The following is an 18,751-nucleotide window of genomic DNA, read 5'->3' as shown; positions in this document are numbered from 1 at the left end:
CCCCCTCGGCCGTCGAGCCGGGCCCCGCCCCCAGGGCGGAGCCCGGCTCTTCGCGTGTGGCGGGCCTTCGAAGGACCGGGCTCAGGGGGTGGGGAGGCCGTCGAGCAGGCGGGTGAGGGCGCGGTCGAAGGTGGTGTCGGGGGCGGTGGGGGTCGCGTGGGCGAGGGCCTCGGCGAGGTTGGGGTGGGCCCCCTCCGAGAGCACGGTCGTCAGCCAGCGGGCCTCGGCCGCCGCCCGCGCGGGATCGTTCGTCGTCGCCGCGCGGGCCGCCTCGTAGGCCGCGTGGCCCGTGACCAGGGCCGTGACCTGCGCGAACACCTCCAGGCATGCCCCCGCCGGCAGGCCCGAGGGGCGCAGCAGGCCGAGGGCGTGTTCGGTCACGGCGAGGGTGTTGGGGCCCAGGGAGCGCGGGGCCAGCAGGGCGGTGGGGAGCCAGGGGTGACGCAGGAGCAGGGCGCGTTGCTCGTGGGCGAAGGCCCTGAGGTCGGCGCGCCAGTCCGCGGTCGCGGGGGTCGGGTGCGCGGCCTGCTCGCCGGCGACGTGGTCGACCATCAGCTCCAGCAGGGTCTCCTTGTCGGGCGCGTAGTGGTACAGCGACATGACGCCCGCGCCCACCGCCGCGGCGACCTTGCGCATGGTGACGGCGTCCCAGCCCTCCGCGTCGGCCATCGCGACGGCCGCGGTCGTGATGGCCTCGCGGTTCAGGGTGGGGCGTCGGCCCCGGCCCGAGTGGGGGGCGGGGCGCCAGAGCCCTTCCGGGTCCCGGGTCTGGCCCGGGGTGTCGTGGGGTGAGTGCGTCGGCATCTTCGTGTCCGTCCTGGTGCCCGTCGGTGCTCGCTGTGGTGTCCGACACCCATCCAAGCATCCGGCGGGGGAGCCGTGTATGTTGTTTTCGTACAGCGTACGAGAAATTGGGGGTCCTGATCATGTCCTTCACCGTCGACGTCGATTCCGTCGCCACCGACGAACGCCCCGGCCGTCCGCCCGTCGGCGCCCGCCTGATGCGGGGGCTGACCCGGGGACTGCCGCGCGGCGCCCACCGGGTGCACGTGGCACGGGACCTGATCGTGCCCGGCGGCGACGGCACGCCGCTGCGCGCCGACCACTGGGCACCCCGGGACCCCGGCCCCCACCCCACCGTCCTCGTCCGGACCCCCTACGGCCGCGGCGCGCCCTGGAACGCGATGTTCGGGCTGCTCCTCGCCGAACACGGCTTCCACGTGCTGATCCAGAGCTGCCGGGGCACCGCGGGCTCCGCCGGCGCCTTCCACCTCTGGCGCCACGAGGCCGCCGACGGGCACGCCGCCGTCGCCTGGCTGCGCACCCGCCCCTGGTTCGACGGACGCCTCGCCGGCGCCGGCCTCAGCTACCTCGGCTACACCCAGTGGGCCCTGGCCCAGGACCCGCCGCCGGAACTCCGGGCCCTGTTCATCGCGAGCGGGATGCACGATCCGCACGCCTACTTCCACGCCGGCGGCGTCCTGCACCTCGAACGCGCCCTCGTCTCCGGCGCCGGCCTCGCCCACCAACACCGCGGCGCCCTGCCCCTGCTCCGCGCCGGACTCCGGCTGCGCCGCCGGCTGCCCGCCCTCGCCGCGAACGGCCGACCCGCGCCCGGCGACCTCGACGGCGCGCTGGGTCCCGTGCCCTGGCTGGACGAGGCCCTCGCCCACGCCGATCCGGCCGACCCGTACTGGGCCGACTCCGTGCCCGAGGCCGCGCTCGACGGCCCCGGGGTGCCCGTGGCCCTCGTCACCGGCCGGCACGACGTGCTCGCCCCGCAGACCCTCGCCCAGTACGCGCGCCTGCGCCGCGCCGGCCGCGAGACCCGGTTCGTCCTGGGGCCCTGGACGCACACCGAACTGTTCGGCCCCGAACTCTTCGGCGAGATGCTCGACTGGCTCCGCCTGCACCTCCTCGACGACGAGACCGCCCGCCGCCCGCACCCCGTGCGCGTCCACACCGGCGAGGCCGGCGGCTGGAGCGAACTGCCCGATTGGCCCGCACCCGACGAGCGGGGCCGGGCGTGGACCCCGACCCGCGACGGGCTGCTCACCCCGGCACCCCACCGACCGGACGCGCCCGCCGACGCGCCCGCCGACGCGCCCGGCGACGCACACGACGGCACCGGCTCGGACGCCGGCGCGCCCCTGGCCGTGTTCGCGCACGATCCCGCCGACCCCGCGCCCGCCCCCGGCGGCGCGGGACTCGGCCCCGGAGCCGGCGCGCGCGACAACTCCGCCTGGGCGGACCGCCCCGACACGGTGGTCTTCACCAGCGAGCCCGCCGGCGCCCCCGGGGTCCCGGCCGACCTGCTCGGCCCCGTCTCCCTCGACCTCACCGCCGCCACCGACACCGGCCGGGTCGACCTCTTCGCGCGTCTGGTCGAGGTCCGCGCGGACGGGCGCTCCCCGAACCTCTGCGAGGGGGTGCTGCGGGTGGACGCCGAACCGGGCGAACCGCGCACGGTCACCGTCGACCTCGGCGCCCTGGCCCACCGGCTCGCGGACGGATCCCGCCTGCGGCTGGTGATCGGGGTGGCCGCCGGGCCCCGGTTCGCCGAGGACCGGGACCGGCGGGTCCCCACCCGGGTCACCCTGTACCCGGCGGGGACCGCGCTGCGCCTGCCGCGCGGATGACCCGATTTCCGCCCCGGACTGGAGCGGACCCGGACGGGGCATGTTCCCGGTAGGGGTACGTCGCACCGCGAGGGGGCGGGCCGATGGCACACACCGGCGGCAGGGGCGGTACGGGCGGCAAGGGCGTGGGGGGCACGGGCGGCGGCCGGGAACGCCGAGGCCCCGGGGGCTCGGCGCGGGTGCCGGGCCGGGTGCTCGGGGTCGGAACGCGACTGCTTGCGGCCTGGGCCGCGGTGCTCCTCGCCGCCCGGGTCGTACCGGGCGTGGTCCTCGGCCACCCCGACGGCCCCACCGCCACGCACGCCGGCGTGCGCGCGCTCACGGCCCTCGTGATCGCCGTGTTCGTGCTCCTCGTCGGTGCCCTCGGCCGGTTCGCGACCGCCGCCTTGATCCGCCGGGCGACGGCGGTGGACTGGGAGAGCCCGGGATGGCGCTGGTTCCTGGCCGTCGCCTGCTCGGTGGCCGCCGGCTGGGCGTGGACCCTGCTCGCCGGGCCACTGGGACTGTGGGCGGGCAGCGCGGCGGCCCGCGCCCTCGGTCTGCCGATCCGCCTCACGGGACCGGCCGCCGGGATCGTCGGCGGGCTGGTCGTGGGCTCGGCGGGGGCCTTCCTCGTGATCTGCGTCGGACTGCTCCGCCCCACTCGGGCGCGTGCGCCGGAGCGCGCCGCCCGGACCGCCCGCGCGCGCGGCGCGGGCGCCGTGGCCCTCACGGCGGCCGCGTTCGCCCTCGCCGACTGGATCCTTCCCGGCGTCCGCCTCGGCCCGGCCCCCGCCCCGGCCGGGCTCCTCGTGCTCGTCGGCCTGGCCTGCGTGTACGGGCTGCGCCCCGCCCTCGCGCTGACCCTGCCCGTGCCCGGCGCCTCCGCCCTCGTGCTGCTCGCCGTCGACACCCTGGCGCTGTGGGCGGTGTCCCGGGCGGGGTACGCGATGGAGCCCGCGTTCCGGATCCACGGATTCTGGACCCTGGTGGCGGTCGCCGCCCTCGTGCGCCTGCTCACCTGGCCGACCCGGCGCGACACCGCCGAACCCGTTTCCGAACCACCGCTCTTTCCGCCCGAATTCCCCGCCGAACCGATGGGGCCCTTCCCGCCCCCGAGATGATCGGGATCCCCCGCGAACGGGCTTGCGAATTCCGGCGGTTCCCGGCCGGCCGGAATTCGCCGGAGTCCGGCCGTGAATTCCTCAGCCGTCCGGCAGCAGCCGCCGGATCGATTCCCACGTGGGATTCACGGGCACCAGGGGTTCGCGTCCCACCCCGAGCCCCTTGAACCCGCTGGACGTGGACACGCAGACCACCGGCCCGTCCGCCACGCCGCCCGCCGCCGTCCACTGCCGGAACCCCGCGAGCCCGGCCGCCGCCGACAGTTCCGCCCACACCCCGCCGGCCGCCAACTCGGCCTGCGCGGAGAGCAACTCGGCATCCGTGACCAGCAGCCCGTCCCCGCCGCTCACGCGCACCGCGTGCGTCGCGCGCCCGCTGCCCGCCGCGCAGTCGATCGCGTAGGCCAGGGTCTCGCCGAGGGGCACGACGGTCGCCGGCAGCCCGGCCCGCAGCGCCGCCGACAGCGGCCCGCCGACGGCCGGCTCGCAGCCGAACACGCGTGGCACCCGGTCCGTCACCCCCAGCCGGCGCAGTTCCTCGAAGCCCTTCCACACCCCGAACAGCAGTTCCCCGTACCCGGTGGGCACGAACACCGCCGCCGGCACGGCGCCGCCGAGATCGGCGTGGATCTCCCACGCGATCGTCTTGTAGCCCTCGGGGCCGAAGGCGTGCCCGGTGTGGGTCCGGGTCAGGTTGCTCACGCTGTGCCAGCCGAGCCGCTCCCGCACCATCTCGGCCAACGGCCAGCGGTGCTCCTTCGCCACCGGCAGCACGATCGCCCCGTAGGCGCGCAGGAAGTCGGCGACCACCGGCGGGGTCCCGGGATCCGTCAGCACGGCGCACGGCAGGCCGGCGCGGGCCGCGAACGCGGCGGCGGAGGCCCCGTGGTTGCCGGAGGAGGAGACGACGATCCCGGGCGCGCCCTCGTGGACGGCCGCGCTCGTGGTCACGCGGTTGAGCCGGTCCTTGTGGCTCCAGGTCGGGTTGCGGGACTCGTCCTTGATCCACGTGTCGGACCCGAAGGGGAGCAGCGGGGTGTCCCCCTCGCCGAGACCGGGCGCGCTCAACGGCGGCAGCAGCGGGGCCCAGCGGTCCAGGCCGCCGCCGGTGCGCGGGCCGCGCGGCCGGTCGGGCGCGAACAGGTCGGCGGGGACCAGGTCGTAGGCGTACTCCACCTCGACCGGGTGGTCCGTCTCGGGCGTCCGGGTCCGCTCGCAGCCGTGCGGGAGCGGGGGCCACAGCGGGTAGCGGATCGAGGGATCGCCGAGCGAGCGCTGCGCCCGGGCCGACGAGACCCCGACGGGCGAGGGCGACGGCGAGGGCGCGGCCGACGGCGGAGTGGACGGGACGGCGGGCGGGGTGGTGCGCGGCGTGGTCACGCTCGGCGACTCTACCGAGTGGGTACGGCGCGACCGTGCCCCGGTACGGCCCCGGAAGGGGGCGTGCGCCGGGGCACGTGACGGAGCGGGGGGAGGGGGCGGGCGCCCCGGGTCAGACCTTCTTCACCACGGAGGACTTCAGCTGCATCGCGCCGAAGCCGTCGATCCGGCAGTCGATGTCGTGCCCGTCGACACCGTCGACCAGGCGGATGTTGCGGACCTTGGTGCCGGCCTTGATCCCGCTGGGGTTGCCCTTGACCTTGAGGGCCTTGACCACGGTGACGGTGTCCCCGTCGGCGAGGACGTTGCCCACCGCGTCCCGGATCACGCCGGACTCCGCGCCGGTCTCGGCGTCGCCGGTTCCGGCGGCGTGGGCGGGGGCCCATTCGTGGCCGCATTCGGGGCAGACGAGGAGGGCGCCCATCTCGTAGGCGAAGGTGCCGGAGCACTGGGGGCACGGAGGCAGAGCGTCGGTCATCCGATCATTGTATGGGATGATCTGCGGCTTCCCTGTCGAAGGTTCCGAATAGTGCCTTTTGGTGTGAATGTGGCGTTGTCGAGGGGTCCCGGGGGTTCGGACGCTCCGTGCGGGAAGGCCCGTTTTCGGCCGGCCGCGGGTCCGCCCCGGGGTCGGCCCGTGCGAAAGCGCCGGCGAAAACCGCATTCGAACTGTGGTCCGCCACTTCCTCCGGTCGGTTGTTTCTCGCCGGCACCGAAGATCCCTTGCGTACTGTCGACCCGACCGTGCGGTGAGTTCGCGCAGCCGGAGTCGCCGATATCAAATTCCGGGCCGTTGCCGGCGGACTATGCGGAAACCGCAGCAGGGCGGTGGCGGCAGTGGCTATGCTCCCCAGCCGTCAAGACCCCCCTGTTCGTTCCGCGTTCAAGGATGCCGATGATTCGAGAAAAGGCCCCTCCCCGCTCCACGGCCGCGCCGCCCCCGCTCTGGCCGGCCGCCCTGACCGGACTCCCCGCCGTGCTCGCCGCGGGCCTCTACACGACCGGGTGGGCCATGGCCGCCTGGGTGGGCGGCGGTCTCATCCTGGCGGCTCTGGTGGCGGTCGGCGTGGGCCGGATCCGCCGCGACGAGGCCGCCCGGGTCGCGGTCGAGGTACGGGCCGTCCGCACCGCCCACGCCCGGCACGAGGTCGAACTCGAACGGATGGCCGGCACGGTCATGCCCGAGGTCGTCGCGCGACTGGGCCGAGGCCAATTACCCGAAGAGGTCCTGCGCTACATCCGCGCCCAGGGCGCCGACGGCCCGCCCGGCGTCGCCGACTCCCCGTGCGCCGAGTCCATGCGCCGGGTGCTGGTCGGCGTGGTCGACGTCGTCGACGCCGAGGAGGGACTGCGCGACTCCGCGCAGCGCGCCTTCGTCAACATCTCGCGTCGAGTTCAGGCCATCGTGCACCAACAGGCCCAGGAGATGCGGGAGATGGAGGACCGGCACGGGCACAGCCCCGACGTGTTCGGCGACCTCCTGCGCCTCGACCACGGCACCGCCCTGATCGGCCGGCTCGCCGACTCCATCTCCGTGCTCGGCGGCTCCCGCCCCGGCCGACAGTGGAGCCGGGCCGTCCCGCTGTACAGCGTGCTGCGCGGCGCCATGTCGCGGATCATCGACTACCAGCGCGTCGAACTGCACTCGGTGGCCGAGGTCGCCGTCGTCGGCCCCGCCGTCGAACCGCTCATCCACAGCCTCGCCGAGCTCCTCGACAACGCCACCCGCTACTCCCCGCCGCACACCCGCGTGCACCTCACCGCGAGCGAGGTGCAGGCCGGGATCGCCGTCGAGATCGAGGACGGCGGCATCGGCCTCAGCGAGGAGGCCCGTCGCCGGGTCGAGGAGACCCTGCGCCAGGCCGGGTCCGGCATCGACCTCAACGACCTCGGCGAGGCGCCCCGCCTCGGCCTGTCCGTGGTCGGCCGACTCGCCCACGCCTACGGGTTCCAGGTGTCCCTGCGGACCTCCGCGTACGGCGGCGTGCGCGCCGTGGTCATCGTGCCGCGCGAGCTCGTCACCACCGCGGCCGCCGCCACCGGCGTCGCCCACGGCATCGGCACCGCCTCCGGCCCCCGGGCCTCCTCCCCGCGACCGGCCCGCTCCACCTGGACCGTGCCGGCCGGCAGCGGCTCCACCCCCTCCGTGCCCACCCCCTCCGGGTCCGGCCGGGGCGTCCCGGCCGGCGCCCAACCCACTCCCCACCCCGTGCAACCCCCCTACGCCAACCCCACCCCCCATCCGGCCGCCTCGCCCGGCCGGCACGCCGCCGGACCCCCGGCCCCGCCCCCGGTCGCCCCGCAGCGCGCCGCGCCCGAGCCGTACGCGGACTCCTACGGGGCCGGCTACGGGGACGAGGCCCCGCTGGTCACCGAACGCACCCCCGGCGGACTGCCGCAGCGCCGCCGCAAGAACCGGATCACCGCCCCCTCGGGCGTCACCCCCCGGATGCCGCAGACCGACTCCGTCCCGGACGCGCCCGGGCTCTGGCTGGAGGCGTTCCACACCGCCTTCACCGCCGACCCCGACGCCCGGCCGGACAGCTCCGACGGCGACCCGGACCAGGGCACGTCCGCTCCCGGCAGTGAGGAACCACGACGATGATTCAGCAGCAGCGCACCAGCAACCTCGACTGGATGCTCAAAGACCTCGCCACCGGGGTGCCCCAGACCCGTCACGTCATCGTGCTGTCCGCCGACGGCCTGTGCGTCGCGCAGTACGGGGCCGACACCGACACCGCCGACCGGCTCGCCGCCGCGTGCGCCGGGCTCCAGTCGCTGGCCGCCGCCGTCGCCGGCGAACTCCCGCACTCCGAGGGCCGGATGCGGCTCGTCGTGATCGAGATGGACGGCGGCTTCTTCTACCTGATGGCCGCCGGTTCCGGTTCCTACCTGGCGGTCCTCGCGGACGAGGGGGTCGACGCCGGCCTGATGGGCCAGCGCATGCGCGACCTGGTCCTGCGGATCGGCGAGCACCTCAGCACCCCGCCGCGCGTGCAGGGCCCGCACCCGTGACCGGACCCGACCCGCACTGGGAGGACCGCTCCCCCGAACGTTTATACGTCATCACGGGCGGACGCAGCGGGCCCACCATCCCCGAGCGGCTCGACCTGGTCACCCTCGTCGTGGCCCGGGAGGGCCCGCGCCCGGAGGTGTCCCCGGAACAGGCGGCGATCCTCCGCATGTGCCGGGCCCCGCTGTCCGTCGCCGAGATCTCCGCCTACTCCGGCCTTCCCGTCAGCGTGGTCACCGTGCTCATCAGCGACATGGTGGCGGAGAACCAGGTCATGACCCGTCCACCGGTGGCCCCGGCCCGCCTCCCCGACCGACACCTGCTCGAGGCAGTGATCCATGGACTACAGAAGCTCTGACCCCGGTCTGGGACCGCGGCACGAGGACGTGCTGCCCCAGTCGGCGGCCGCCGCCGTGAAGATCGTCGTGGTGGGTGGATTCGGCGTCGGCAAGACCACCCTCGTGGGCTCGGTCAGCGAGATCCGTCCGCTGACCACCGAGGAGACCATGACCCAGGCCGGCATCGGCATCGACGAGACCGGCCAACTCGACCGCAAGACCACCACCACCGTGGCCATGGACTTCGGTCGGATCAGCATCAACGACGAACTGCTCCTCTACCTCTTCGGCACCCCCGGCCAGGAACGCTTCTGGTTCCTGTGGCGCGGCCTGTTCGAAGGGGCGCTCGGCGCGGTGGTCCTCCTCGACACCCGCCGCCTGGAGGTCAGCTTCGACGTCATAGGGCGTCTCGAGGAGCGCGGCGTGCCCTTCGTCATCGCCGTCAACTCCTTCCCCGAGGCGCCCGTCCACCCGGTCGAGGACCTGCGCGCCGCCCTCGACCTGCCGCCGTCCGTCCCGATCCTGGTCTGCGACGCCCGGCAGCGCGACTCGTCCCGCAACGTCCTGCTCGGACTGCTGCACTACCTGCATTCCATGGCCGTGACCCCGGAGGCTTCGTGACCACCCCGCCCACCCCCCCGCCCGGCTGCCCCGCACACCGGGCCGACGGCCCGGCCGTGCCGGTCTCCGGGATCCGCCGACTCCACGGCCCCGAGGCCGACGTCGACCCGCTGCGGCTGTACGAGGAACTGCGGGCGGAGTACGGGGCCGTCGCCCCCGTCCTCGTCCACGGCGACCTGCCCGCCTGGCTGGTCCTCGGGCACCGCGAGAACCTCGACGTGGCCCGCACCCCCTCCCGCTTCGCCCGCGACCCCCGCTACTGGCGCGACCTGCGCGAGGGGAGGGTGCCGCCGGACAACCCGCTGGGGCCGATGACCTCCTGGGTGCCCGTCTGCAACTTCACCGACGGGCAGGAGCACCAGCGGCTGCGCGAGGCCGTCAACGACTCCCTCCAGCGCTTCGACAAGCGCGGCATCCGCCGGCACGTGATGCGCTTCTCCCACCAGCTCGTCGACCAGTTCTGCGCCACCGGCACCGGCGACCTCGTCTCCGGCTTCTCCGAGCAGCTCCCGATGCTGGTCATGACCCAACTCGCGGGCGCCCCCGACGAGTACGGGCCGCGTCTGGTGCGCGCCACCCGCGACATGCTCCAGGGCACCAAGACCGCCCTCGACAGCGACCGCTACGTCACCGGGGTCCTCGAACAGCTCGTCCGCGACCGCAAGCGCGAACCGGCCCGCGACCTCGCGAGCTGGCTGCTCGCGCACCCCGTGCAACTCACCGACACCGAGGTGCTGATGCACCTGCGGGTGCTGATCGTGGCCGCCTACGAGACCACCGCCAACCTGATCGCCAACACCCTGCGCACCATCATGGTGGACCGTTCCTTCCGCTCCGGGCTGAGCGGCGGCCACATGACCCTGCCCAGCGCGCTGGAACAGGTGCTGTGGGACGACCCGCCGATCAACACCATCCTCGGCCGGTGGGCCACCGGCGACACCGTGCTCGGCGGCCGCCAGATCAAGAGCGGCGACATGATCCTCCTCGGCCTCGCCGCCGCCAACGTCGACCCGCACATCCGCCCCGACCTCACCGCCTCCGTGCTCGGCAACCGCTCGCACCTGTCCTTCAGCAGCGGCCCCCACGAATGCCCCGGTCAGGACATCGGCCGGGCCATCGCCGACACCGGCATCGAGGTGCTGCTCGCCCGGCTGCCCGACATGGACCTCGCCGTCGAGGAGGAGGACCTGGCCTGGCGCGGCACCCTGATGTCCCGTCACCTCGTCAGCCTGCCGGTCCGGTTCACCCCCACCGCGTCCACGGCCGGCGAGTACGACCTGCCGGCCTCGGCCCGCAACGCCCCCTTCGGCTCCGAGACCGGGGTGCCGGCCCCGCCCGCGGACCGGCCGATCTCGACCGTCCCCCAGGACCCCGAACCCGCGCGGGCCCCGCAGCCGCGCCGGCCCGCCGTGGTGGGCGTGCCCGCGGGCGCGTACGGGGACGCGCCCGCCCCGGGTTGGGGACCCGAGGGGGAGGCGGCACGGGTGCCTGCGGCCGCGGGCGGGGTCGTGCCCCCGCCCCCGCCCGTCGCGCCGGCCGTGCCGCCCGTGCCGCAGAGCAGGCGGCGGCGTCGGGACGCCCGCCCCTGGTGGCGGCGACTGCTCGACCGGATCTGATCCCGGCCCCGCGCGCGGCGGGGCGGTCGGGGGAGGCGGGCGCGGGCCCGGGCGGGGACCTCGGGGGTCCGGCCCGGGCCCGCGCCCGTTCCTGCCCCTGATCCGGCCCTCGATCCCGTGGGCACCCGATCCGGGCCGCCTCCGTCAGCGGGGCGCCGGCGCGGACGGTTCCGGCAGTTCGGGCCGTTCCCACTGCTCCCACCAGCTCGCGAGCGCGGGCAACGGCGCCGGCCCGGAGACCGGCTCGGGCTCGTGGGTCAGCACCCGCACGTCGAACCGGGCGCCCGGCACGGGCATGGCGAAACGATTGCGCGGACTGGCGTAGCGGGGGGCCGCGTTCTGCCAGACGATGGATCCGGCCACGTAGTGGCCCAGCCCGCGCAGGTGCCGGGCCGGGGCCCCCTCGGGGTCGAGCCCGGTCGCGAGCCGGGCGCGCAGGTCGAGGAAGAGGCCCATCACCCGGTCGCGCAGGGCGACGGCGTGCGGGACGGCCTCGGCGGGCGGGCAGGAGAGGTCGGCGGCCAGCACGTTGACGAGGTTCACCTCCCAGGGCCGCACGTGATCGTCCTTGTCGTAGGAGAACAGGTCGTTGTCGGCGCTGACCACGAACCCGGCCGCCTCCGTGAGCGCGGTGTACGCGGGCGAGGCCAGCAGCGCCGGATCGGGCAGGCGGTGTTCGGCGGCGTCGATCCACGCCACCGAGAACCGGGTGCCATTGGCCAGCGGGCCGAGGGCGGCGAAGGTGTTCGGATCGGGCATGCCCGCGCCGCGCGCGGCCAGCGCGGCCCGCCACCCGGCCCCGATCAGCCAGTCCCGGGCGCCCTCCACGACCCGCCGGTACTCCACCGGGGCCAGGGCCGCGCGGGTCCGTCCGATCAGGTCCCCGAGGGCGTCGGTGAGCGGGCCGGGCGGCAGCACGCCGGAGGTGGGGGCCTCCAGGGTGCGGGCGAGCAGCGCGGCGTGCTCCACGACGGGACCCACGGCGGCGTCGGCGGCGCCGGAGTCCTGCCAGTCGTCCACCGCGTTGGCCCAGTGGTTCCACTCGATGAACAGCAGCAGCCGCTCGGGGTCGCCGTCGGGGGCTATCCGGCACGAGAACTCCGCGCCGTGCGTGGCCAGGCCCCAGGCCCGTTCGGTCTCGTTGGGGTAGAGACCGACGGCGTCCAGCCAGGTGACGGCGCGGGCGCGCAGCAGGTCGAGGTCCGGGTGCACGCGGTCCAGGGGCAGCGGGCACCAGAACGGGGGCAGGGTCGGGCCCAGCCGTGACGGGTGGCCGCCGGCGCCGGGCCGGCCGGGGGGCGTGCGGGGCGCGCGGGGGCGCGGCACGGCGCCGGCCCGGGACGCGTCGTCGGGGCCGCCGGTGGTGCGGGAGCCCCCTGAACGCGGGGAGCGGGGTCGGTTCAACGGGGCCTCCGGAACAGGATGAGTCGGGTCTCGATGCCGCCCTCGGACCATATGTCGCCGAACACGCGGTGCAGGCGGGACGATTCCGCGAGACGCTCGGGGCTCCAGCCCCCGGGGGCGCCACCGGCGGCGAGGCGGGCGCTTTCGGCCTCGTTCCAGCCCACCGACAGGCGCCAGAACCCGGCCACCCCGGCGGTGACGTCCTCGTCGACGGCGAGGCGCAGGCCGGCGTCCGCGGCGGCGTCGAGGTATTCGCGGCGGGTGCCGAGGCGGGTCCGGTAGTAGCGGTCGAGGGGGCCGGCCCAACGGGGATCGAGGATGAAGTGTTCCTGCACGCCCACCCAGCCGCCGGGGCGGACGAGGCGGGCGGCGGTGGTGAAGAAGCGTCTGCGGTCGAAGTAGCCGCTGCTCTCGCTCGCGTACACGGCGTCGAAGCCGCGGGCGGGGACGGCGGGGGAGTCCGGGGCGAGGTCGTGGACGTCGCCGAGCAGCGGGGTGACCCGGTCGGCGACGCCGGCGGCGCGTGCGAAGCCGGAGACGAGGGGGAGGTGCTCGGGAACGGGGGTGAGCGCCGTCACCGCGCTCCCCAGTTCGGCGGCCCAGTACAGGGCGCCGCCGCCCAGTCCGCACCCCGCGTCGAGCAGGTGGTGCGGAGGTGATTTTCGGACACCCCAGAGTTCCGCGGTGTGCCGGAGCATCGCCTCCTGGGAGGCGGTGAGCGCGGCGCGGTGGGTCGCGGGCGGGTCCGTGGAGGAGAGGGCGGGTCCGTCGCCGACGAGTCCGAGGCGGAAGTGGACCCGGGGGCCCGGCCCGTATTTGTCCAGTATTTCGGCTGTTTTCCGGCGGTAGTAGGCCCGCACGGCGTCGGGCTCCGGCGGGGTGGAGGCCCGGTGCGCACGGGGCTCGGGGAGGGGGGTGGTCGGGGAGGGGTGTAAGCGTCGACGCTCCATAAGCGGCTCCCGTTCATCTCGCGGCAAGCAGATGAGATCCGGCCATGCGCCGGACATCGATCATGGTGGCACCCCGGACCCGCCCCGTCACCCCACTCCGCGAAGGAGGCGGTATTGCCGGAGCCGGGGGCGCCCGATCCCGCAGCTTTCGCGCCGTTCGCGCCGTGAATTGACAAGCGCTCGCCTTGTGCACCACCCTTTCACTACTTCCTTAGTGAAAGGGTGGTGCAAGGCCGGATGGTCGAGTACCGCATTGACCGGGGCAGCGGGGTGGCCACCTACCTCCAGATCGTCCACCAGACCAAACAGGCCCTGCGGATGGGCCTGTTGCGCCCGGGGGACCGGCTCCCCACCGCCCGCGAGGTGGTCGAGGCCACCGCCGTCAACCCCAACACCGTCCTCAAGGCATACCGCGAACTGGAACGCGAGGGCCTGGTGGAGGGGCGCCGGGGGCTGGGCACCTTCGTGCTCGGCACCCTCGGCGACGGCCGCGCCGCGGACGCCGCGCTGCGCGCCGAGTTCGTCGCCTGGGCCGCCAAGGCGCGGGCCGCCGGGCTCGAACCGGAGGACGTGCGGGCCCTGGTGGCCTCCGTCCTCGACGCGCCGCCGACGGGGGACGGCGCGTGACGGGCCGGCCCGTGACGACCGCCCCGCTCCCCCTCTCCCGACCCCACACGCCCGACGACGCACGACAGAACAGAAACAAGGGGGGTCACCGATGACGGTGCCCATCGAGACCACCGGCCTCGGCGTGAGGTTCCGCCGCGACCGCCGAGGCGGCCGCGAGCTCTGGGGCCTGCGCGACTGCGATCTGACGGTGCCCGCCGGCAGCGTGACCGCCCTGGTCGGGGCCAACGGGGCCGGCAAGTCCACCCTGCTCGCGGTGCTCGCCGGACTCACGCGCCCCACCGAGGGCACGGTCACCACCGTGCCCCGCGAGCGCCTGGCCCTCGTCGCCCAGGAGCGCCCGCTGCACCCGCGGCTCACCGTCGCCGACACCCTGCGCTGCGCCGCCGACCTCAACCCCGGCCGCTGGGACCGGAGGCGCGCCGAGGAACTCGTCGAGGCCGGCGAACTCGACCCCGGGGCGCGGATCCGCTCCCTCTCGGGTGGTCAACGCACCCAGGTCGCCCTCGCGCTGGCCCTCGGCAAGCGCCCGGAACTGCTCCTGCTGGACGAGCCGATGGCCGATCTCGACCCCTTCGCCCGACGCCGGCTGATGGGGGTGCTGCTCGCGGACGTGGCCGAGCGGGGCACCACGGTGCTCATCTCCTCGCACGTCCTGCCCGAGCTGGAGAATTCATGTGACCATCTGATCGCGTTGGCGGCCGGTCGAGTCCGGCTCGACGGATGGATCGACGAACTCCTCGACGAGCACCGAATCGTGCGCGCCGCGCACGACGCCGTGCTCGATCCGCACGTCGTGGTCGACTCCCGCACCACCGGCCGGCAGCTCACGGCCCTCGTCCGCACCACCGGCCCCGTCGACCCGAGCCGGCGACCGGTCCGCCCCACCCTGGAGGAACTCGTCATGGGACACCTGCGCCACGCGCCGACCACCGACCGACGGTCGGACCCGGAGGCCGCGGCGTGAGCACCGTGACCGACCCCGCCGGCCCCCGCACCACCCCGGCCCCGGCCGGCGACCCGACCCCGCCCGCGCGCGCCGGCGCCGCCGGCCTCCTGCGGGTCACCTGGCGCCTGCACCGCCCCGCCCTGATCGGCGTCGTCCTGCTGCCGTTCGCCGTCGTCCTCCTGCAACTCGCCTACCGCTGGAGCATCGACCCCGAGTACGGGTTCTGGTTCGACTGCGCCACCGGCGCCCGCACGGACTGCCCCGACTTCCGCAACGAGGACCCGTACACGGGCCAGACCCTCGTCCTGTACCGGCTCTTCCAGATCTCCGCGCTCGCCCTCACCGCCCTGCCCGCCGTGATCGGGGCGCTGGTCGCCGGGCCGATGATCGGACGCGAGATCGAGAGCGGCACCCACCGCCTGCACTGGACCCAGTCCGTCGCCCCCGCGAGCTGGCTGCGCGCCAAACTCCTCGTCGCCTGCGCGGCCGCCGTGCTCGCCGTCGTGCCGGCCGGACTGCTGCACCGCGCGGCCTGGCTGCTGCAACCCGGGTTCAACCCCCGCTGGTACGAGTGGGAGGTCTACCCCGTGATCGGCCCGGTCCCGGTGGCGTACGCGCTGTTCGGCGTGGGCCTCGGCGCCCTGACCGCCCTCGCCCTGGGCCGCGCCCTGCCGGCCGTGGCCGCGACGGTCGGCGGCTGGGCCCTGCTGCTCGGCGCCCTGTCGGTGGCCCGACCCTGGCTGTGGCCCGCCGAACGGGTGGACCCGATCGACTCGTGCTGCGTGCAGGTCTTCCCGCTCTCCCGCCGGATGCCCGAGGACCTCCTCCACCCCGACGCGCACCTCGTCCCGCTCCAACTCGTCGAAGCGGGCATCGTCCTGGCCCTCGCGGCCCTCGCCCTCCTGCTCTCCTTCCGGTTCCTGCGCCGCCGGCACGGCTGACGCACGCACCGCCCGCCCCGCCCCGCCCGCCCCGCCTCCGCCCCTCCTGCCGACGAAAGGCGAACGCACCATGGCCACCAGGAAGAACCTCGTCGTCGACCGTTCCAGCCTGACCCACAAGGTCCGCTACGCCGCGAGCCGCCCGCACCGCATCGCCCCCTACCTCAAGCGGGCCCTGCGCGACCGGATGCTCTCCCTGCGCCACCCCGACCACGTCGAGTACTACCGGGCCGTGATGGCCTCCGACACCCGCCGCAACCCCGAGGCCGCCGTCGGCAGCCAGACCCACGACCGCTGGCTCGCCCTGGGCCGCATGCAGTTCGACTACCTGCGCGAACACGGCCTGACCCCGGAGCACCGGATGCTCGACATCGGCTGCGGCAACCTGCGGGCCGGCCGCCTCTTCATCGACCACCTCGAACCCGGCCACTACTACGGCGTCGACATATCCCCCGACATCCTCGTCGAGGCCAAGCGCACCCTGGTGGCCGACGGCCTCCAGGCCAAACTGCCGCACCTGACCATCACCCAGGACCTGACCCTGGACTTCCTGCCCGCCGGACACTTCGACGTGGTGCACGCGCACAGCGTCTTCTCGCACTCCCCGCTGCACGTCATCGACGAATGCCTGGCCCACGTGGGTCGCGTGCTCGCGCCCGGAGGCTTCTTCGACTTTACCTTCGACCGCACCACCGGCGCCGAACACCAGGTGCTGCGCGAGGACTTCTACTACCGCACCGAGACCCTCGTGGACCTCGCCGAGGGTTACGGCCTCAGCGCGCGGTTCATGGAGGACTGGGAGACCCGCCGCCACGGCCAGTCCAAGATCCGCGTCACGGTCCCCGGCCGCGACTGACCCCTCCTGCCCCCCCGCACCCCGTCACCCGCTCCGTCGGGCGGCGGGGTGCGGGCGCGTTCCGGACCGGCGGGCACGGTTCGGGGCGCCCGCGCAACAGGGCCGATCCGGCCGATTCCGGTCGGATCAACGCCGGCCGCCCCCGAAGCGCCGGCGCCGGGCGCACGGACCTGCCGACATGGGGGGTGCGGGACGCGCGTCCCGCACCGCGACACCGAGAGAGGACCCCCCACCGTGAAGACCACCGCTCTCGCGGCCTCCGCCGCCTCCGCCCTGCTGCTCGCCCTCGGCACGCTCACCACCCCGGCCGCCGCGGCCCCCGTTCCGGCCCCCGCGCCCGCCCCGGCCGCTGCCGCCGCCACCAAGATCACGCACGCCGACGCCACGAACCGCTTCCGCTCCGCCGGCATCACCTGGCGCTCCAGCGGCAACTGCTCCGACCGGAACAACGCGAGCTGTACCTCGTTCGACCAGCTCAACCTCGACACCGCGCGCGGCGCCGTCACCCTGCGGCAGGCATCCGGCTGCGCCGTCACCGTCACGGGAGGCACCGAGACGGGCCACGCCGGCGGCACCTACAGCCACTGGAACGGCTACAAACTGGACTTCGCCCTCGCCTCCTGCCTCGACGGCTACGTCACCCGCACCTTCCCCCGCATCGCCGACCGCGGCGACGGCGCCGCCCAGTACAAATCCGGCTCGGGCAACATCTACGCCAAAGAGGGCAACCACTGGGACGTGACCTACTACAACTGCGGCGGATGCTGAGCGGGGTGGGGGTGTCGCGGGGTCAGGTGGGGAGGTCGGCCTCGGCCCATTCGCGCATGGCGGCGCGGCTCGCGAAGCGGGCCACGTTGCGGTCCAGGCCGTCGGCGTCGCTGTACTGGTGGATCAGCCAGGGGTGGGTGACGCGGGGCTTGCCCTTGGTGGTGTAGTCGGCGATCCACAGGCCGTCCCCGCAGCGGGAGGTGGTGTCGCGGCGGAGCCAGAAGTCCGCGTTGCAGTAGAGCAACACCCTGTGGTGCGGGCGCAGTCGGGACACTTCGGCGAGGAAGACGTCCTTCTCCTCGCAGGTGGGCGCCGTGCCGTCGAGGTTGGTCTCCCAGTCGCAGGCCAGCACGTCGCCGGGCCGGCTCGCGCAGCGTTCGACGAACGCGGCGGCCTGCGCGGCGATGTTGCCGGGCCACAGGAAGTGGTAGAAGCCGACGACGGCGCCGGCCGCGCGGGCGGCGGCGGCCTGCTTCTGCTGGACCGGGCTGGTCCACGTGCGGCCCTCGGTGGCCTTGACGAACACGAAGTCCCAGCCGGTCGGGTCGAAATCGGGCTGGTAGGACGAGATGTCCACGCCGTTGACGGTCATGTGCGACAACTCCCTCGGTGCTGGGGTGCTGGTTTCGGTGCGGCGGGTCGGGCCGGTGGGGCGGGTGCCGCCGTGGTGGCCAACGAGCCGTGGACCGGCGGGTTGCCGGGGCGCGCGTGGGCCGCGGGAGCGCGCCGCGCGCTCGGGTTTCGCACGCCGGTCCCGAGCGCGGCACGCGCGGGCGCACGGCGCCGGGTCTGCCGGGGCGCGTGCCCTCGCGCCGGGCCGGTGGGGCGGGCGGGGCGGGCGGGGCGTCGTGCGGGCACCGGGGTCATCGTCGCAGACGGGGCTCGGTGGGCGGGTGAGCGGCGTGCGGGGCGTGGCGCGCGCCGGTCCCGGCGCCGGGGGAGGCCACAGTGGTGGGGTGAGCGGGCGCACCGCTCCATCCGGACCCCGAAGGGAAACCCGAGGACGCCATGACCGCGAACCCCGTATTCGTCCACACCACCGAGATCCAGGCCGGCCCGGAGCGGGTCTGGGAGGCGCTGACCGATCTGGAGGAGACCGCCGTCTACTGGGGCCACGCCAACGTGTCGGACTGGCGGGTGGGCTCGCCGTGGGAGCACCGCCGCACGGACGGCACCGGCATCGTCGACGCGCACGGCGTGGTCGAGGTGAGCGAGCCCCCGCACCGCCTGGTGCTGACCTGGGCCGAGCCCGCCGGCACCCACCCGGACCGGGACGCCGGGGCGGAGGGCACCGGGGCCGATGGGGTCGACGGGGTCGAGCCGGCCCGTGTCGACGGGGACGCGGTGGGGCCCTCGCGGGTGACGCTCGATCTCGTTCCCGCGGGCGAGGGAGTCCGGGTGACCGTCACGCACGAGAACCTGCGCGACGAGGCGGCCCGCCAACGCGCCGCCGGGGGTTGGTCGTTCGTGCTGAAGAACCTCAAGAACTGGGTCGAGGGCGACCGGCCCGATCGGGCTCCGGCCCCCGCCGAGAGCGCGGGCTGAG

General features: G+C 75.1%; 19 protein-coding genes. 13 read left to right on the top strand and 6 right to left on the bottom strand.

Annotated features, from left to right (window positions below):
* Positions 1 to 81 precede the first annotated feature (81 nt).
* Complete coding sequence (locus ACN20G_RS31565) at positions 82 to 804, bottom strand: TetR/AcrR family transcriptional regulator (protein WP_424216664.1); 723 nt, start codon at positions 802 to 804, stop codon at positions 82 to 84.
* Between the two features lie 122 nt (positions 805 to 926).
* On the opposite strand from ACN20G_RS31565, the gene ACN20G_RS31560 reads away from it, so the two are divergent.
* Positions 927 to 2,639 carry a CocE/NonD family hydrolase gene (locus tag ACN20G_RS31560; protein WP_424216663.1) on the top strand — a complete coding sequence of 571 codons (1,713 nt, stop codon included), beginning with the start codon at positions 927 to 929 and terminating at the stop codon, positions 2,637 to 2,639.
* An 83-nt stretch (positions 2,640 to 2,722) separates the two neighbouring features.
* Positions 2,723 to 3,742 (top strand): hypothetical protein, encoded by a 1,020-nt coding sequence (locus tag ACN20G_RS31555; RefSeq protein WP_424216662.1) that lies wholly within the window; start codon positions 2,723 to 2,725, stop codon positions 3,740 to 3,742.
* Positions 3,743 to 3,823: 81 nt separating this feature from the next.
* On the opposite strand, the gene ACN20G_RS31550 is transcribed toward ACN20G_RS31555, so the two are convergent.
* Complete coding sequence (locus ACN20G_RS31550) at positions 3,824 to 4,996, bottom strand: threonine synthase (protein WP_424217404.1); 1,173 nt, start codon at positions 4,994 to 4,996, stop codon at positions 3,824 to 3,826.
* Positions 4,997 to 5,234: 238 nt separating this feature from the next.
* Positions 5,235 to 5,600, bottom strand: a complete 366-nt coding sequence (locus tag ACN20G_RS31545) for a zinc ribbon domain-containing protein YjdM (protein WP_424216661.1) — start codon at positions 5,598 to 5,600, stop codon at positions 5,235 to 5,237.
* A gap of 417 nt (positions 5,601 to 6,017) precedes the next feature.
* Between ACN20G_RS31545 and ACN20G_RS31540 the strand changes: the two genes are divergently transcribed.
* The 5 genes from ACN20G_RS31540 to ACN20G_RS31520 are packed head-to-tail and all read left to right on the top strand — an operon-like array spanning position 6,018 to position 10,710.
* Entirely contained in the window at positions 6,018 to 7,727 is a 1,710-nt protein-coding gene (locus ACN20G_RS31540; protein ID WP_424216660.1) for an ATP-binding protein, read from the top strand.
* Positions 7,724 to 8,137 carry a roadblock/LC7 domain-containing protein gene (locus ACN20G_RS31535; RefSeq protein WP_424216659.1) on the top strand — a complete coding sequence of 138 codons (414 nt, stop codon included), beginning with the start codon at positions 7,724 to 7,726 and terminating at the stop codon, positions 8,135 to 8,137. Before ACN20G_RS31540 ends, ACN20G_RS31535 begins: the two co-directional genes overlap by 4 nt.
* Positions 8,134 to 8,493 carry a DUF742 domain-containing protein gene (locus tag ACN20G_RS31530; RefSeq protein ID WP_424216658.1) on the top strand — a complete coding sequence of 120 codons (360 nt, stop codon included), beginning with the start codon at positions 8,134 to 8,136 and terminating at the stop codon, positions 8,491 to 8,493. The genes ACN20G_RS31535 and ACN20G_RS31530 overlap by 4 nt, the downstream gene beginning before the upstream one ends.
* A complete protein-coding gene (locus ACN20G_RS31525; protein ID WP_424216657.1) occupies positions 8,474 to 9,094 on the top strand; it encodes a GTP-binding protein in 621 nt (206 codons plus the stop codon). The genes ACN20G_RS31530 and ACN20G_RS31525 overlap by 20 nt, the downstream gene beginning before the upstream one ends.
* Positions 9,091 to 10,710 carry a cytochrome P450 gene (locus tag ACN20G_RS31520; RefSeq protein ID WP_424216656.1) on the top strand — a complete coding sequence of 540 codons (1,620 nt, stop codon included), beginning with the start codon at positions 9,091 to 9,093 and terminating at the stop codon, positions 10,708 to 10,710. Before ACN20G_RS31525 ends, ACN20G_RS31520 begins: the two co-directional genes overlap by 4 nt.
* Positions 10,711 to 10,854: 144 nt before the next feature.
* Here ACN20G_RS31520 and ACN20G_RS31515 read toward each other — a convergent pair whose 3' ends face one another.
* Together ACN20G_RS31515 and ACN20G_RS31510 are read right to left on the bottom strand one after the other, a co-directional pair.
* Entirely contained in the window at positions 10,855 to 12,114 is a 1,260-nt protein-coding gene (locus tag ACN20G_RS31515; protein ID WP_424216655.1) for a terpene synthase family protein, read from the bottom strand.
* Complete coding sequence (locus ACN20G_RS31510; protein ID WP_424216654.1) at positions 12,111 to 13,064, bottom strand: SAM-dependent methyltransferase; 954 nt, start codon at positions 13,062 to 13,064, stop codon at positions 12,111 to 12,113. Before ACN20G_RS31510 ends, ACN20G_RS31515 begins: the two co-directional genes overlap by 4 nt.
* A gap of 237 nt (positions 13,065 to 13,301) precedes the next feature.
* On the opposite strand from ACN20G_RS31510, the gene ACN20G_RS31505 reads away from it, so the two are divergent.
* The 5 genes from ACN20G_RS31505 to ACN20G_RS31485 all read left to right on the top strand — a co-directional run bounded on the left by ACN20G_RS31505 (position 13,302) and on the right by ACN20G_RS31485 (position 17,205).
* Positions 13,302 to 13,691 (top strand): GntR family transcriptional regulator, encoded by a 390-nt coding sequence (locus ACN20G_RS31505; protein WP_424216653.1) that lies wholly within the window; start codon positions 13,302 to 13,304, stop codon positions 13,689 to 13,691.
* 91 nt (positions 13,692 to 13,782) lie between these two features.
* Positions 13,783 to 14,658, top strand: coding sequence for an ABC transporter ATP-binding protein (locus tag ACN20G_RS31500; protein WP_424216652.1), 876 nt, complete (start codon positions 13,783 to 13,785; stop codon positions 14,656 to 14,658).
* The gene (locus ACN20G_RS31495) at positions 14,655 to 15,581 is read left to right on the top strand and encodes a hypothetical protein (RefSeq protein ID WP_424216651.1); all 927 of its coding nucleotides are present in this window, start codon (positions 14,655 to 14,657) and stop codon (positions 15,579 to 15,581) included. Before ACN20G_RS31500 ends, ACN20G_RS31495 begins: the two co-directional genes overlap by 4 nt.
* Before the next feature lie 70 nt (positions 15,582 to 15,651).
* Entirely contained in the window at positions 15,652 to 16,437 is a 786-nt protein-coding gene (locus tag ACN20G_RS31490; protein WP_424216650.1) for a class I SAM-dependent DNA methyltransferase, read from the top strand.
* A gap of 234 nt (positions 16,438 to 16,671) precedes the next feature.
* Positions 16,672 to 17,205 (top strand): hypothetical protein, encoded by a 534-nt coding sequence (locus tag ACN20G_RS31485; RefSeq protein WP_424216649.1) that lies wholly within the window; start codon positions 16,672 to 16,674, stop codon positions 17,203 to 17,205.
* Positions 17,206 to 17,227: 22 nt separating this feature from the next.
* Here the strand turns inward: ACN20G_RS31485 and ACN20G_RS31480 are convergent, their stop codons facing one another.
* The gene (locus ACN20G_RS31480) at positions 17,228 to 17,797 is read right to left on the bottom strand and encodes a GH25 family lysozyme (protein ID WP_424216648.1); all 570 of its coding nucleotides are present in this window, start codon (positions 17,795 to 17,797) and stop codon (positions 17,228 to 17,230) included.
* A 416-nt stretch (positions 17,798 to 18,213) separates the two neighbouring features.
* Between ACN20G_RS31480 and ACN20G_RS31475 the strand changes: the two genes are divergently transcribed.
* Positions 18,214 to 18,750, top strand: coding sequence for an SRPBCC domain-containing protein (locus ACN20G_RS31475; RefSeq protein WP_424216647.1), 537 nt, complete (start codon positions 18,214 to 18,216; stop codon positions 18,748 to 18,750).
* Position 18,751 lies beyond the last annotated feature (1 nt).

The sequence above is a fragment of the Streptomyces dryopteridis genome, assembly GCF_049606955.1.
Lineage (GTDB): Bacteria > Actinomycetota > Actinomycetes > Streptomycetales > Streptomycetaceae > Streptomyces.
The sequence above is the reverse complement of the archived record's forward strand: the minus strand, read 5'-3'. Positions and strand labels throughout refer to the sequence as shown.